This window comes from Pseudomonas sp. 58 R 12, from assembly GCF_900005865.1.
Classification (GTDB): domain Bacteria; phylum Pseudomonadota; class Gammaproteobacteria; order Pseudomonadales; family Pseudomonadaceae; genus Aquipseudomonas; species Aquipseudomonas tritici.
On the sequence record NZ_CVTP01000021.1, the window covers coordinates 142,753 to 157,534 of the forward strand.

At 61.2% G+C, this 14,782-nt stretch carries 13 protein-coding genes; 10 read left to right on the plus strand and 3 right to left on the minus strand.

What is annotated here, in order from left to right; genetic code table 11:
• Positions 1–6: 6 nt before the first annotated feature.
• Complete coding sequence (locus BFP95_RS18000) at positions 7–1,650, minus strand: Na+/H+ antiporter (RefSeq protein ID WP_065872449.1); 1,644 nt, start codon at positions 1,648–1,650, stop codon at positions 7–9.
• 253 nt (positions 1,651–1,903) lie between these two features.
• Between BFP95_RS18000 and BFP95_RS18005 the strand changes: the two genes are divergently transcribed.
• The 4 genes from BFP95_RS18005 (at position 1,904) to BFP95_RS18020 (ending at position 4,959) form a co-directional block, all read left to right on the plus strand.
• Complete coding sequence (locus BFP95_RS18005; RefSeq protein ID WP_231984831.1) at positions 1,904–2,212, plus strand: arsenate reductase; 309 nt, start codon at positions 1,904–1,906, stop codon at positions 2,210–2,212.
• A gap of 32 nt (positions 2,213–2,244) precedes the next feature.
• A complete protein-coding gene (gene dapD / locus BFP95_RS18010) occupies positions 2,245–3,279 on the plus strand; it encodes a 2,3,4,5-tetrahydropyridine-2,6-dicarboxylate N-succinyltransferase (RefSeq protein ID WP_065872450.1) in 1,035 nt (344 codons plus the stop codon).
• Between the two features lie 64 nt (positions 3,280–3,343).
• Entirely contained in the window at positions 3,344–4,549 is a 1,206-nt protein-coding gene (locus BFP95_RS18015; RefSeq protein WP_065872451.1) for an aminotransferase class V-fold PLP-dependent enzyme, read from the plus strand.
• Positions 4,546–4,959, plus strand: coding sequence for a SufE family protein (locus BFP95_RS18020; protein WP_065872452.1), 414 nt, complete (start codon positions 4,546–4,548; stop codon positions 4,957–4,959). Before BFP95_RS18015 ends, BFP95_RS18020 begins: the two co-directional genes overlap by 4 nt.
• Positions 4,960–5,003: 44 nt before the next feature.
• Here BFP95_RS18020 and tcdA read toward each other — a convergent pair whose 3' ends face one another.
• Positions 5,004–5,813 (minus strand): tRNA cyclic N6-threonylcarbamoyladenosine(37) synthase TcdA, encoded by an 810-nt coding sequence (tcdA, locus tag BFP95_RS18025; protein WP_371905336.1) that lies wholly within the window; start codon positions 5,811–5,813, stop codon positions 5,004–5,006.
• 217 nt (positions 5,814–6,030) lie between these two features.
• On the opposite strand from tcdA, the gene BFP95_RS18030 reads away from it, so the two are divergent.
• From BFP95_RS18030 to BFP95_RS18045, 4 genes are all read left to right on the plus strand, one after another.
• Entirely contained in the window at positions 6,031–8,622 is a 2,592-nt protein-coding gene (locus BFP95_RS18030; RefSeq protein WP_065872454.1) for a glycosyltransferase, read from the plus strand.
• Positions 8,623–8,869: 247 nt separating this feature from the next.
• The gene (gene dapE / locus BFP95_RS18035) at positions 8,870–10,021 is read left to right on the plus strand and encodes a succinyl-diaminopimelate desuccinylase (protein ID WP_065872455.1); all 1,152 of its coding nucleotides are present in this window, start codon (positions 8,870–8,872) and stop codon (positions 10,019–10,021) included.
• On the plus strand, positions 10,021–10,830 hold the full coding sequence (locus tag BFP95_RS18040) for a putative RNA methyltransferase (RefSeq protein ID WP_065872456.1): 810 nt from the start codon (positions 10,021–10,023) through the stop codon (positions 10,828–10,830). The genes dapE and BFP95_RS18040 overlap by 1 nt, the downstream gene beginning before the upstream one ends.
• A gap of 48 nt (positions 10,831–10,878) precedes the next feature.
• Positions 10,879–11,256, plus strand: coding sequence for a hypothetical protein (locus tag BFP95_RS18045; RefSeq protein ID WP_065872457.1), 378 nt, complete (start codon positions 10,879–10,881; stop codon positions 11,254–11,256).
• Between the two features lie 138 nt (positions 11,257–11,394).
• Here the strand turns inward: BFP95_RS18045 and BFP95_RS18050 are convergent, their stop codons facing one another.
• Complete coding sequence (locus BFP95_RS18050) at positions 11,395–11,604, minus strand: cold-shock protein (RefSeq protein ID WP_032891681.1); 210 nt, start codon at positions 11,602–11,604, stop codon at positions 11,395–11,397.
• 182 nt (positions 11,605–11,786) lie between these two features.
• Here BFP95_RS18050 and plsB point away from each other — a divergent pair, with 182 nt between their 5' ends.
• Positions 11,787–14,306, plus strand: coding sequence for a glycerol-3-phosphate 1-O-acyltransferase PlsB (gene plsB, locus BFP95_RS18055; RefSeq protein ID WP_065872458.1), 2,520 nt, complete (start codon positions 11,787–11,789; stop codon positions 14,304–14,306).
• A 51-nt stretch (positions 14,307–14,357) separates the two neighbouring features.
• Positions 14,358–14,759 carry a YbaY family lipoprotein gene (locus tag BFP95_RS18060; RefSeq protein ID WP_065872459.1) on the plus strand — a complete coding sequence of 134 codons (402 nt, stop codon included), beginning with the start codon at positions 14,358–14,360 and terminating at the stop codon, positions 14,757–14,759.
• Positions 14,760–14,782: the final 23 nt, after the last annotated feature.

Here is a 14,782-nt window from a genome sequence, read left to right on the forward strand (position 1 = left end):
TATGGGTCATTTCACATGACCCAGATTAGCCTCACTCATATCCAGCTCGGCCAACACCTCCCTCAAGACGTCGTCACCAATCTGGCGATGACGGCTCAAGCTATACAACTCCAAGCGCTGCGCGCGCAGGGCCTTCAGACGCAATTTGCGCTCAAGCAGGTCCATCTGCCGCGCCAGCGCCTGGGCTTCAGCTGAATCATTGAACACCTCCAACTGATGGCGGTATTCCGACATCAGGCGAGCCTTGAGTTCGGTCGCCAGCGCAGCCTGGGCGGCGTCCTGGGTTTCGCTTTGCGCCGAGTCTTCGGCCTCCAGCGCGTGGATTGCAGCCACTGCGGTCTTTTTCCAGGCCTCGCGCACTTCGTTGTGGCGCTTTTCATCGGGGCTTTTTTCGATGCCGCGCAACAACAGGGGCAAGGCGATGCACGCGGTGATCAGCGACAGCAGGATCACTCCGGCAGCAATAAAGATCAGCAAGTCGCGCTCGGGGAAATCCTGGCCCGGCGCCAGCAGCAACGGCACTGACATCACACCCGCCAGCGTCACCGCACCGCGCACACCACCGACGGTCAGCAGCCAGCAGGAGCGCGCAGTCGGCACCAGCGTCAATTCACTTTTCCCACGAATCCGGCGCAATAAACCCGACAGCCGCCAGATGCTCTGCACCCAGATGAAACGCAACACCACCAGCACCAGAAAGATCGCGACCACATCCAGGCAGCGATAAAACAATGTGGGCCACAGCGTCGGCTCGTGACTCACCACGGCCTTAATGATGTCCGGCAGTTGCAGGCCTAGCAGCAGGAAAATCAAGCCGTTGAAGGCAAACTCCAGCAACGACCACACACTGCGATTGAGCAAGCGGGTGCTGGTCTGGCGGGGTAGCAGGTCGAGCCAGCTTTGCATCATGCCCGCCGCCACCGCCGACAAAATGCCCGATGCGCCCAAGCGCTCAGCCAGCACATAGGCGGCGAACGGTAGCAGCAACATAAACACCACGTGAGTCGCCGGGTCGTCCCAGCCTCGCGCGATCATCCACGCACGCAGTCGCCCGACCAGCCAGCTCAACGCCACCCCCACGGCCAGGCCGCCTACGGCGACCAACACAAATGTCAGGCTGGCATCCGCCAGGGAAAACACGCCAGTCAACGCCGCCGCCAGGGCAAATTTGAAGGTCACCAGGCCCGAAGCATCGTTCATCAGGGCCTCGCCCTGGAGCATATGCATCAGCGGCGTGGGCAGGCGGTTCTGGGAAATGGCCGACACCGCCACGGCGTCCGTCGGTGACAACACAGCCGCCAGGGCGAAGGCCACGGGCAACGGGATCGTAGGCAAAATCCAGTGAATGAAGTAACCGGCACCCACCACGGTGAACAGCACCAGCCCCACCGCCAACGTCAGGATCGGCCCACGCAGGCGCCACAACTCACGCTTGGGCATGCGCCAGCCATCCGAGAACAGCAGCGGCGGCAGGAACAGAAACAGGAACAGCTCCGGGTCCAGCGCCACGTGCAACCCCAACGTGGGCCAGGCCAACAAGGCGCCCGCTGCGATCTGCACCAAGGGTAACGGTAGGGGGATGACACGCCCGACCAGGCGCGAAACGCTGACCAACATCAGTAGGATAAGAACGGTGTAAGCGGTTTGCATAACGCGGGTTTCCCGGACAATCGACTCGCAACGACACATGAGGCAACAACTCGCCGTTGAAGTGCCATATTACGCACCTATGCTGCCGGCTGGCATTTGCACATAAGTCGCACGCCAGCATGACGAGGGGCACCAGAGGCCGCTGGTCGTGGCATAATCCGTAACCTTTCCATTTCATTCGCTCAAAGGGGGCAATTCCTTGACCGCTTCAAGCAAAACGTTGCACCTTTTCGGCATCAAAGCGTGCGACACCATGAAAAAGGCCCGCACCTGGCTCGATGAGCACGCTGTGAGCTATGAGTTCCACGACTATAAAACGGCCGGTATCGACCGCGAGCACTTGACCCAATGGTGCAACGAGCACGGTTGGCAGGTGGTTTTGAACCGTGCGGGCACCACCTTTCGCAAACTCGAAGACGAACGCAAAGCCGATCTCGATCAGTCGAAAGCCATTGAATTGATGCTCGCACAACCCTCGATGATCAAGCGCCCGGTGCTCGATCTCGGTGACAGAACCCTGATTGGCTTCAAGCCAGAAAGTTATTCGGCGGCCCTCAAGTAGGCCAGCCTTCCATTTTTTGTAGAGGTAACACCATGTCCCATTCCCTGTTCAGCCTGGGCTTCGGCGTCGGCACTCAGAACCGCCAAGGTGCTTGGCTGGAAGTGTTTTACGCACAACCGTTGCTCAACCCATCGGCTGAAATCGTCGCGGCCATCGCGCCGATCCTGGGTTACACCGAAGGCAATCAAGCGATCACGTTCACCATCAGCCAAGCACTGCAACTGGCTGATGCGCTCAAAAATGTCGATGCGACCCAAGCCGCGCTGCTCAATCGGCTCGCCGAGAGCCACACCCCGCTGGTCGCCACGTTGCTGGCCGAAGACACCGCACTGACCTCCACGCCTGAGGCTTACCTCAAGCTGCACCTGCTGTCTCACCGCCTGGTCAAGCCACACGGCCTGAGCCTGGCCGGTGTGTTCCCGCAGTTGCCGAACGTAGCCTGGACCAGCCAAGGTGCGATCGACATCAATGAGCTGGCCGAACGCCAGCTGGAAGCCCGCCTGCGCGGCGAACTGCTGGAAGTGTTCTCGGTGGACAAGTTCCCGAAAATGACCGACTACGTGGTGCCGAGCGGTGTGCGTATCGCTGATGCGGCGCGTATCCGCCTGGGCGCCTACGTGGGCGAAGGCACCACCGTGATGCACGAAGGTTTCGTCAACTTCAACGCCGGCACCGAAGGCCCGGGCATGATCGAAGGCCGGGTATCGGCGGGCGTGTTCGTCGGCAAAGGTTCTGACCTGGGCGGCGGTTGCTCCACCATGGGCACCCTGTCGGGTGGCGGCAACATTGTGATCAAGGTCGGCGAAGGCTGCCTGATCGGCGCCAACGCCGGTATTGGTATCCCATTGGGCGACCGCAACACCGTGGAATCGGGCCTGTACGTGACGGCCGGGACCAAGGTTGCGCTGCTGGACGAGCAGAACCAATTGGTCAAAGTGGTCAAGGCGCGCGAGCTGGCCGGCCAGCCAGACCTGCTGTTCCGCCGTAACTCCGAGACCGGTGCCGTGGAGTGCAAAACCCACAAATCGGCTATCGAACTGAACGAAGCGCTGCACGCTCACAACTAAGCAGCCACTCGATGCCACTAGCGGGCCCCTCCCCTGGGGCTCGCTTATACGAGTCTTGATCACCATGCTTGTGCCCTCCCCCTGGCGCGCCGATTTCCCAGCCATCGCCACCCTGCAACGGCAAGACCAGACTTACCTGGACAACGCCGCCACCACGCAAAAACCCCAGGCCTTGTTGGATGCCATCAGCCATTACTACACCAACGGCGCAGCCAATGTGCACCGCGCCCAGCATTTGCCGGGGGCCCATGCGACACAGGCGTTCGAAGACAGTCGCAGCAAGGTCGCGCAATGGTTGAATGCAGGTGACAGCGGGCAGATTGTGTTTACCCACGGCGCGACCTCTGCGCTGAACCTCCTGGCTTATGGCCTGGAGCATTTATTCAATGCGGGCGATGAGATTGTCATCAGCGCCCTCGAGCACCACGCCAACCTGTTGCCGTGGCAGCAATTGGCCAAACGTCGCGCGCTGACGCTGGTGGTATTGCCACTTGGCGAGGACGGCGTGATCGACCTGCAAGCCGCCGCCGAGCTGATCGGCCCGCGCACACGCCTGCTGGCGGTGAGCCAGCTGTCCAACGTACTCGGCGCCTGGCAGCCGCTGGAGGCCCTGCTGGCACTGGCCCAGCCACACGGCGCCCTGACCGTCGTGGACGGCGCCCAAGGCATCGTCCATGGCCGCCACGACGTGCAGGCCCTGGGTTGCGACTTCTACGTATTCTCCAGCCACAAACTGTACGGCCCGGACGGCGTCGGCGTGCTGTTTGGGCGCAATGACGCCCTGCATCACCTGCGCCACTGGCAGTTCGGAGGAGAAATGGTGCAACAAGCCGACTACCACAGCGCCAGTTTCCGTCCCGCGCCGCTGGGTTTCGAGGCCGGCACACCGCCGATTGCCAGCGTGATTGGCCTGGGCGCCAGCCTGGATTACTTGAGTTCGCTGGATCAACAAGCGGTCATCGCCCATGAAGCAGCCCTGCATGACTACCTGCTGCGTGGGCTCAAGGCACGCAATGGCGTGCGCGTGCTGGGTTCGCCGCAGGTGGCGTTGGTCAGTTTTGTGGTCGACGGCGTGCATAACGCCGACCTTGCGCACCTGCTGACCGAACAAGGCATTGCCGTGCGCGCGGGTCATCACTGCGCGATGCCGTTGCTCAAGGCCATGCATCTGTCGGGGGCGATCCGCGTGTCCCTGGCGCTGTATAACGATTCCGATGACCTGGAACGCTTTTTTGAAGCGCTGGACCAGGCCCTGGATATGTTGCGATGAGTGTGCCGGTGGATGCGGTCAGCGCGCTTGAAGCCTTTCAAGCCGTCGGTAGCTGGGAGCAACGCGCGCGGATGTTGATGCAGTGGGGCGAGCGTATGCCGGCCCTGGCGGATGAGGACAAGGTCGACGCCAACCTGGTGCAGGGCTGCGAAAGCCTGGTGTGGTTGGTGGGGCGTTTGCAGGATGGGCATTGGCAGTTTGCGGCGAGCAGCGATGCGCGGATGATTCGCGGGCTGGTGGCGTTGCTGCTGGCGCGGGTCAATGGGTTGTCGGCGGCCGAGTTGCAGGCGGTGGATCTGCCTGACTGGTTCAACCAGTTGGGCCTTTCCCGTCAACTGTCACCGTCGCGCAGCAATGGCCTCAATGCGGTATTGCAGCGCATGCGAGCGTTGAGCCGTACACAAAACTAGCTGTGGGAGCGGGCTTGTGTGGGAGCGGTGCACGGCATTAAGGTTTAAGCAGGCTTGACCCGCTCCGACGGCCGCCGCACCCCAGCCACAATCTTGTCCACTGCCTTGGTCGCCGCCACCATGCCGAACGTGGCCGTGACCATCATCACCGCGCCAAACCCACCGGCGCAATCCAGCTTCACGCCATCCCCGACAAAACTCTTCTGCAAACAAATACTGCCATCCGGCTTGGGATAGCGCAGTTGCTCGGTGGAAAACACGCACGGCACGCTGTAATGGCGGGTCACGGTGCGTGAGAAACCATAGTCGCGACGCAACGTGGAGCGCACTTTCGACGCCAGCGGGTCATTGAAGGTGCGGTTCAGGTCGCAGACCTGGATCAGCGTCGGGTCGATCTGCCCGCCGGCGCCGCCAGTGGTGATGATCTGGATCTTGCGGCGCTTGCACCAGGCAATCAATGCCGCCTTGGCGTTAACGGCGTCAATGCAGTCGATCACGCAGTCGATATCCGGCGTGATGTACTCGGCCATAGTGTCGCGGGTCACAAAGTCCGCCACCGCATGCACGGTGCAATCCGGGTTGATGCCCTTCAGGCGCTCGGCCATCACCTCGACCTTGGGCTTGCCCACGGTGCTGTCCAGCGCGTGCAACTGGCGGTTGCTGTTGCTGACGCAGACATCGTCCAGATCAAACAGCGAAATCTCGCCCACCCCGCAACGGGCCATGGCTTCCGCCGCCCACGAGCCCACGCCGCCGACGCCGACGATTGCCACATGGGCCGCTTTCAAGCGTTCCAGGCCTTCAATGCCATACAAGCGGGCGACGCCTGCAAACCGTGGATCTTCTGTGCTCATGACCATTACCCCAAAAACCGGCGCGCATTATGGACTACGCAGCGACAAGTTCGAAGCGACAAGCTACAAGTAAAGAACTTAGATGGCCTTTCGCTGACTAATGTCCGGTTTTTCTCTGCTTGCTGTACGGTCAGGGAAGGGCCGGTGTAGGATGCGCGCCGTTCGGCGCAGGCCGACACCTCTTTTCGTTCCACACCTTTTGGAACCTGACATAACCATGGCATCGCGTAAATTTGGACTCAACCTGGTGATCGTGCTGGCAATTGCCGCGCTGTTCACCGGTTTCTGGGCGCTGATCAACCGCCCGGTCACTGCTCCCAACTGGCCTGAGCAGATCTCCGGTTTTTCCTACTCGCCGTTCCAGCAAGGCCAGTACCCACAGAAAAACCAGTTCCCGACCGACGATCAGATGCGTCGCGACCTTGAGATCATGAGCAAGCTGACGGACAACATCCGTACCTACTCGGTCGACGGCACCCTGGGCGACATCCCCAAGTTGGCGGAAGAATTCGGCCTGCGCGTGACGTTGGGGATCTGGATCAGCCCGGACCTTGAACGTAACGAGCGGGAAATCCAGCGCGCCATCGAAATCGCCAACACCTCGCGCAGCGTGGTGCGGGTGGTGGTCGGTAACGAGGCGGTGTTCCGTAAGGACATCACGCCAGAAGCGCTGATCGTGCTGCTGGATCGGGTGCGCGCCGCTGTGAAAGTGCCGGTGACGACATCCGAGCAATGGGACATCTGGGAGAAGAACCCACAACTGGCCAAGCACGTCGACCTGATCGCCGCGCACATCCTGCCGTTCTGGGAGTACATTCCGATGGACAAGGCCGGCCAGTACGTACTCGACCGCGCCAAGGATCTGAAGAAACTGTTCCCGAAAAAGCCGCTGCTGCTGTCGGAGGTTGGCTGGCCGAGCAACGGGCGCATGCGCGGCGGCAATGAAACGTCGCCGGCCGACCAGGCGATTTACCTGCGTACGCTGGTGAACAAGCTGAACCGTCAGGGCTACAACTACTTCGTGATCGAGGCGTTCGATCAGCCGTGGAAAGTCAGCGACGAAGGCTCGGCCGGCGCTTACTGGGGTGTGTTCAACGGCGCACGCCAGCAGAAATTCAACTTTGAAGGGCCGGTGGTCGCGATCCCGCAATGGCGCGTACTGGCCATCGGCTCGGTCGTACTCGCGCTGCTGTCCTTGACCCTGTTGATGATCGACGGCTCCGCCCTGCGCCAACGTGGCCGGACCTTCCTGACGTTCATCGCGTTCTTGTGCGGTTCGGTGCTGGTGTGGATCGGTTACGACTACAGCCAGCAATACAGCACCTGGTTCAGTGTCACCGTGGGCATCCTCTTGGCCCTCGGCGCCCTGGGCGTGTTTATCGTATTGCTGACCGAAGCGCACGAACTGGCGGAAGCGGTATGGACTCACAAGCGCCGGCGTGAATTCCTGCCGGTGGAGGGGGAGTCGGACTACCGCCCGAAAGTGTCGATCCATGTGCCGTGCTACAACGAGCCGCCGGAGATGGTCAAACAGACCCTCGACGCCCTGGCCGCCCTCGATTACCCGGACTACGAAGTCCTGATCATCGACAACAACACCAAGGACCCGGCCGTTTGGGAGCCGGTGCGCGACTACTGCGAAACCCTGGGCCCGCGCTTCAAGTTCTTCCACGTCGCGCCCCTGGCTGGTTTCAAGGGCGGCGCACTGAACTACCTGATCCCGCACACCGCCAAGGATGCCGAAGTGATCGCGGTGATCGACTCCGACTACTGCGTGTCGCCAAACTGGCTCAAGCACATGGTGCCGCATTTCGCCGACCCGAAAATCGCCGTCGTGCAGTCGCCGCAGGATTACCGCGACCAGAACGAAAGCACCTTCAAGAAGCTCTGCTACGCGGAATACAAGGGCTTCTTCCATATCGGCATGGTCACCCGCAACGACCGCGACGCGATCATCCAGCACGGCACCATGACCATGACCCGTCGCTCGGTGCTTGAAGAACTGGGCTGGGCCGACTGGTGCATCTGCGAAGACGCCGAACTAGGCCTACGTGTATTCGAGAAAGGCCTGTCGGCGGCGTATTACCACGACAGCTACGGCAAGGGCCTGATGCCGGATACCTTTATCGACTTCAAGAAACAGCGTTTCCGCTGGGCCTACGGTGCGATCCAGATCATCAAGCGTCACACCGCAAGCCTGTTGCGCGGCAAAGGCACCGAGCTGACCCGTGGCCAGCGCTACCACTTCCTCGCGGGCTGGTTGCCGTGGGTGGCGGACGGCATGAACATCTTCTTCACCGTTGGCGCGCTGTTGTGGTCGGCGGCGATGATCATCGTGCCGACGCGGGTCGACCCGCCGTTGCTGATTTTCGCGATCCCGCCGTTGGCGCTGTTTGTGTTCAAAGTCGGCAAGATCATCTTCCTGTACCGCCGCGCCGTGGGTGTGAACCTCAAGGATGCGTTCTGTGCAGCCCTGGCCGGTCTGGCGTTGTCGCACACCATCGCCAAAGCGGTTTTGTATGGTTTCTTCACCACCAGTATTCCGTTCTTTCGTACACCGAAAAACGCGGATAACCACGGCTTCTGGGTAGCGATTTCCGAAGCCCGTGAAGAGATGTTCATCATGCTGCTGTTGTGGGGCGCGGCGCTGGGGATTTACTTGGTGCAGGGCCTGCCAAGCAATGACATCCGCTTCTGGGTGGTGATGCTGCTGGTGCAGTCGCTGCCGTATGTGGCGGCGCTGATCATGGCGTTCCTGTCTTCGCTGCCGAAACCTTCGGCGAAGGCTGAGCCTGTCACAGCCGTGTAAAAACTTGCGCAATGCACTAAACGGCGGCCTCTGGCCGCCGTTTTGCTATAAGATAACGGCCGTTTTGCAAGACTTGGCCTAGACCCTGCTCTCTGTGGGAGCTGGCTTGCCTGCGATGCAGACGCCACGGTCTGGCAGGTACACCGTGGCGATGCTATCGCAGGCAAACCAGCTCCCACATTGGATCTGCGCTGCTTCAAGTCCACATTCGTCCAGCGCCTATTACACGCTTTCCGGAGTTTCCCCCATGACGGCCCATGCCGACCTTTCGCCGACCCTTCAACTTGCCATCGACCTGATCCGTCGCCCCTCGGTGACGCCGATCGACGCCGATTGCCAGAAGCTGATGATGCAGCGCCTGGGCGACGCCGGTTTTGCGCTGGAACCGATGCGCATCGAAGATGTGGACAATTTCTGGGCCACTCACGGCAAGCATGACGGCCCGGTGCTGTGCTTTGCCGGCCATACCGACGTGGTGCCGACCGGCCCGGTGCAGGCGTGGCAGAACGACCCGTTCGACGCGCTGATCGACGAAAACGGCATGCTCTGCGGGCGTGGCGCGGCGGACATGAAAGGCAGCCTGGCAGCCATGTTGGTGGCGGCTGAACGTTTCGTCACCGATTACCCGGACCACAAGGGTTCGGTCGCTTTCCTGATCACCAGCGATGAAGAAGGCCCCGCGCACCACGGCACCAAGGCGGTAATCGAACGCCTGGCCGCGCGCAAGGAGCGCCTGGACTGGTGCATCGTCGGTGAACCGTCAAGCACCACACTGGTGGGCGATGTGGTCAAGAACGGCCGTCGTGGCTCCCTCGGCGCCACCCTGACCGTACGCGGTGTGCAAGGTCACGTGGCCTACCCGCACCTGGCGAAAAACCCGATCCATCTGGCCGCTCCGGCACTGGCCGAACTGGCCGCCGAGCATTGGGATGACGGCAACACGTTCTTCCCGCCGACCAGCTTCCAGATCTCCAACCTCAACTCGGGCACTGGCGCGACCAACGTGATCCCCGGTGAGCTGACAGCGGTGTTCAACTTCCGCTTCTCCACCGAATCCACCGTGGAAGGCCTGCAGCAACGGGTTGCGGCGATTCTCGACAAGCATGGCCTGGACTGGCACGTGGAGTGGGCGCTGTCGGGCCTGCCGTTCCTGACCGAACCGGGTGCGTTGCTGGATGCGGTCTCCGCGAGCATCAAGGCAATCACCGGCCGTGAGACCAAGGCGTCCACCAGTGGCGGCACCTCCGACGGGCGCTTCATTGCGACCCTCGGCACTCAAGTGGTAGAGCTGGGTCCGGTCAACGCAACGATCCACCAGGTCAACGAACGCATCCTCGCCAGCGACCTCGATGTGCTGACCGAAATCTATTACCAGACCCTGATCAAGTTGCTCGCCTGATGCTCGCGTGCCCCATTTGCAGCGCACCGCTGAACGCGGTCGACAATGGCGTGGCTTGCCCCGCCGGGCACCGTTTCGACCGTGCGCGCCAGGGTTACTTGAACCTGTTGCCGGTGCAGCACAAGAACAGCCGCGACCCGGGCGATAACCTGGCGATGGTGGAAGCGCGCCGCGACTTCCTCAACGCCGGGCACTACGCTCCCGTGGCCAAACGCCTGGCCGAGCTGGCCGCTGAACGTGCCCCGGCGCGCTGGGTCGACATCGGTTGTGGCGAGGGTTACTACACCGCGCAAATTGCCGACGCCCTGCCCCACGCCGATGGCTACGCGCTGGATATCTCCAAAGAAGCGGTCAAGCGCGCGTGCAAGCGCAACCCGGCGCTGACCTGGTTGATCGCCAGCATGGCCCGTGTGCCCTTGGCCGATGCCAGTTGCCAGTTCCTCGCCAGCGTGTTCAGCCCATTGGACTGGCAGGAGGCCAAGCGCCTGCTCAGCCCTGGCGGCGGCTTGATGAAGGTCGGTCCTACCAGCGGCCACCTGATGGAACTGCGCGAACGCCTGTACGACGAAGTGCGCGAATACACCGACGACAAGCATCTGGCCCTGGTGCCGGACGGCATGAGCCTGGCGCACAGCGAGACGCTGGCATTCACGCTGAGCCTGGCCGAGCCCCAGGACCGCGCTAACCTGCTGGCCATGACACCCCACGGCTGGCGCGCCAGTGCCGAGCGCCGCGCGCAAGTGATCGAGGCGGCCGAGCCGCTGCTGGTCACTGTGTCGATGCGCTACGATTATTTCGTGCTTAACTAACTGACTTTTCCGCGAATGGATTTTCGAATCCCGCAACGAGGAACATCCATGCGCCAACCCGATATCGAGATTTACCTGAAGGACGCTGACGTCGACCACAAGGCCATTGCCGCCTGGCTGGGCGCCGCCCTGGGCCCGTGCACCGACTGGGTCCAACGGGGTCAGACCTACAAGTGCAAGGCCGGCGATGTGCCGGTAACGTGGCTACCGAAAGCCGTAGGCAAATGGAACAGCCTGTTCCTGGAAAGCGACCAGACCCCGTGGGATGACGACATCGCCTGCGCCCGCGCCGCGTTTGCCGCGCTGAACGTGGAAGTGCGCTGTGCACCGGGAACTTGGGTTGAAGAGGAAGGTGAGGAAAGCGCTGACACGTGGATTCGTATCAGCGAAGACGGTGAAGAGCAGATCACCTGGAAAACGGCCTGATCTAAACCTGCAAACCCAATCAATGTGGGAGCTGGTTTGCCTGCAATGCAGACACCTCGGTCTATTCAGTCAGACCGCAGTGATGCTATCGCAGGGAAGCCAGCTCCCACAGTTGATTAGGTTACCAAGCCAGCGTCTTTATAGACCGACCACATCCTCCGCCTGCAACCCCTTCTCGCCGGTCACCACGGCGTACTCCACCTGCTGGCCCTCGGCCAGAGAACGGTGACCATCACCGCGAATGGCGCGGTAGTGCACAAACACATCCTTGCCATCCTCGCGTTGAATAAACCCATAGCCCTTTGCATCGTTGAACCACTTCACATTGCCGGTTTCGCGCGTTGCCATCTGTCTTACTCCCACATGCATTTTTATTGTTGAGTCGCTCGCATTGAACTGCCGAGTATAAGACAGGCTCAAAAACGATCAACTCAAGTTTACATCGCTGCTTTTTTGCCGATTTTCGGCGAATACGGCACACTACCCGCCCGAGCGTCTGCTCGGTTTTTTCCACTCAAAGCAGAAGCCGTATGACCCGCTCCCCGTTTCGCCGTCTGGTATTTGGCACCTTGCGCCGGCTGTTGTACCTCTGGGTTCGCTCGGAGACGATCAACCAGTCGTCCCTAACCCTTAACCTGGACCGCAGCCGGCCGGTGTTCTACGTCCTGCAATCACCTTCCCTCAGCGAATTGGCCGTGGTCGACGCCGAGTGCACCAAGGCCGGCTTGCCGCGCCCGGTGCTGCCGGTAGCGGTCGGCCCGTTGATGGAAGCGGCGGCGTTCTTCTACCTCACGCCAGAGCCCGACTGGCTTGGCCGCCAGGACAAGCGCGGCGCGCCGCCGACCCTGACCCGCCTGGTCAACACCCTCAGCGAACACGCCGAAGAGAATGCACAAATCATTCCGGTCAGCGTGTTCTGGGGCCAATCCCCCGAGAGCGAGTCCAGCCCGTGGAAATTGTTATTTGCCGACAGCTGGGCGGTGACCGGTCGTCTGCGTCGGTTCTTGAGCATCCTGATCCTCGGTCGCAAGACCCGTGTGCAATTCTCTGCGCCAATCAACCTGCGTGAATTGATCGAGCACAATAAAGGCCACGAACGTACGGTGCGCATGGCCCAACGCATCCTGCGTGTGCACTTTCGTAACCTGAAGACCGCCGTGATCGGCCCTGACCTGTCCCACCGCCGCAATCTGGTGAAAGGCCTGGTCAACATGCCGCTGGTACGCCAAGCCATTGCCGACGAGGCTGAGCGGGAAAAAATCTCCCCGGAAAAAGCCAAGGCCCAGGCCCTGCGTTACGGCAACGAGATCGCCTCGGACTACACCTACACCGCGATCCGCTTCCTGGAAGTGGTACTGAGCTGGTTCTGGAACAAGATCTACGACGGCATCAAGGTCAATAACATCGAAGGTGTGCAAAAGGTTGCCCAGGGTTACGAGGTGATCTACGTACCTTGCCACCGCAGCCATATCGACTACCTGTTGCTGTCTTACCTGTTGTTCAAAAATGGCCTGACGCCGCCGCATATCGCCGCAGGGATCAACCTGAACATGCCCGTCATCGGCAGCCTGCTGCGCCGTGGCGGTGCGTTTTTCATGCGCCGCACCTTCAAGGGCAACCCGCTGTACACCTCGGTGTTCAACGAATACCTGCATACCCTGTTCACCAAGGGTTTCCCGGTGGAGTACTTCGTCGAAGGCGGGCGCTCGCGCACCGGTCGCATGCTGCAACCGAAGACCGGGATGCTGGCGATTACCCTGCGCAGTTTCTTGCGCTCCTCGCGTATGCCGATCGTGTTTGTGCCGGTGTACATCGGCTACGAACGCGTGCTCGAAGGCCGCACCTACCTCGGCGAGCTGCGCGGCGCGACCAAGAAGAAAGAATCGATCTTCGATATTTTCAAGGTGGTCGGCGCGCTCAAGCAGCGCTTTGGCCAAGTCGCGGTCAACTTCGGCGAGCCGATCAAGCTGACCGAGTTCCTCGACAGCGAACAGCCGGATTGGCGCTCCCAGGAACTGGGCCCGAACTACAAACCAGCCTGGCTCAACGAAACCACCCACCGTCTTGGCGAACAGGTGGCGCGCCACCTGAACGAAGCTGCGGCAGTGAACCCAGTGAACCTGGTAGCGCTGGCACTGCTGTCCACCACGCGCCTGGCGCTCGACGAACAAGCCATGGCGCGCCAGTTGGACCTGTACCTGGCGCTGCTGCGCCGCGTGCCCTACTCGCCTCACACCACGTTGCCCGAAGGCGATGGCCTGGCACTGATCAAGCACGTCAAGGACATGGACCTGCTGTCGGAACAGAGCGACGCCCTCGGTAAGATTCTGTACCTGGACGAGCAAAACGCCGTCCTGATGACGTACTACCGCAACAACGTTTTGCACATCTTTGCCCTGCCGGCGCTGCTGGCGAGTTTCTTCCAGAGCAGCTCGCGCATGAGCCGCGACCAGATCCTGCGTTACACCCACGCGCTGTATCCGTACCTGCAATCGGAGCTGTTTATCCGCTGGTCGCTGGAAGAGCTGGACACGGTGGTTGACCAATGGCTGGAGGCTTTTGTCGAACAGGGCCTGCTGCGTTTCGAGAAAGACGTGTTCCTGCGCCCGGCCCCGAGTTCGCGGCACTTCGTACTGCTGACGCTGCTGTCCAAGAGCATCGCCCAGACCTTGCAACGCTTCTACATGGCGATTTCGCTGCTGCTCAACAGTGGCCAGAGCAGCATCAGCGCCGAAGAGCTGGAAGACCTGTGCACGATCATGGCCCAGCGCCTGTCGATCCTGCATGGCCTCAACGCCCCGGAATTCTTCGACAAGAGCCTTTTCCGACATTTCATCCAGACCTTGTTGGAGCAAGATGTGCTGCGTCGCGACGAAGCCGGCAAGCTGAGCTACCACGACCTGCTGGGTGAGCTGGCTGAAGGCGCAGCCAAGCGCGTGTTGCCGGCGGAGATTCGCCTGTCGATCCGTCAGGTGGCCCTGCATCGTGTAGATGGCGCTGCCGAAGCGCCCGTCGAACCCGAAGCCCCGACACCTGAAGAAACCCGCTAGATTTAAACAGGCGCCGGTTGGATGCCGGCGCCGTTGAAAAGGAGCTGTACCATGAAAAAGATCATTCTCCTGGGCCTCACCGCCCTGCTTGGAGCCTGCCAGTCCATGAGCCCCACCCCCAAGGCCAGCCTTGATGGCGAAGTGTTCTACCTGCAACGTATTGCCCTGCCGCCGACCGCGATCTTGAGCGTCAGCCTGCAAGACGTGTCGCTGATGGACGCCCCGGCCGTCACCCTGGCCGAACAGAAAGGCCCGGTCAAAGGCCAAGTGCCGCTGCCGTTTCACCTGAGCTACGACCCGGCGCACGTCAAACCTGGCCACAGTTACTCGGTGAGCGCTCGCATCGAGCTGGATGGCAAGCTACTGTTTATCACCACCGAACGGCATTCTGTGCAGCTCAACGGCCAGGACCCACAACCGTTGCGTCTGCGGGTTGATGCTGTCGCCCACTGAATTCGAACATCATAAGGAAGCGT

Excerpts from the sequence above, each read along its gene's own strand:
- BFP95_RS18000 (WP_065872449.1), bottom strand. The coding sequence starts at position 1,650 with ATGCAAACCGCTTACACCGTTCTTATCCTACTGATGTTGGTCAGCGTT.
- BFP95_RS18005 (WP_231984831.1), top strand. The coding sequence starts at position 1,904 with ATGAAAAAGGCCCGCACCTGGCTCGATGAGCACGCTGTGAGCTATGAG.
- dapD (WP_065872450.1), top strand. The coding sequence starts at position 2,245 with ATGTCCCATTCCCTGTTCAGCCTGGGCTTCGGCGTCGGCACTCAGAAC.
- BFP95_RS18015 (WP_065872451.1), top strand. The coding sequence starts at position 3,344 with ATGCTTGTGCCCTCCCCCTGGCGCGCCGATTTCCCAGCCATCGCCACC.
- BFP95_RS18020 (WP_065872452.1), top strand. The coding sequence starts at position 4,546 with ATGAGTGTGCCGGTGGATGCGGTCAGCGCGCTTGAAGCCTTTCAAGCC.
- tcdA (WP_371905336.1), bottom strand. The coding sequence starts at position 5,813 with ATGAGCACAGAAGATCCACGGTTTGCAGGCGTCGCCCGCTTGTATGGC.
- BFP95_RS18030 (WP_065872454.1), top strand. The coding sequence starts at position 6,031 with ATGGCATCGCGTAAATTTGGACTCAACCTGGTGATCGTGCTGGCAATT.
- dapE (WP_065872455.1), top strand. The coding sequence starts at position 8,870 with ATGACGGCCCATGCCGACCTTTCGCCGACCCTTCAACTTGCCATCGAC.
- BFP95_RS18040 (WP_065872456.1), top strand. The coding sequence starts at position 10,021 with ATGCTCGCGTGCCCCATTTGCAGCGCACCGCTGAACGCGGTCGACAAT.
- BFP95_RS18045 (WP_065872457.1), top strand. The coding sequence starts at position 10,879 with ATGCGCCAACCCGATATCGAGATTTACCTGAAGGACGCTGACGTCGAC.
- BFP95_RS18050 (WP_032891681.1), bottom strand. The coding sequence starts at position 11,604 with ATGGCAACGCGCGAAACCGGCAATGTGAAGTGGTTCAACGATGCAAAG.
- plsB (WP_065872458.1), top strand. The coding sequence starts at position 11,787 with ATGACCCGCTCCCCGTTTCGCCGTCTGGTATTTGGCACCTTGCGCCGG.
- BFP95_RS18060 (WP_065872459.1), top strand. The coding sequence starts at position 14,358 with ATGAAAAAGATCATTCTCCTGGGCCTCACCGCCCTGCTTGGAGCCTGC.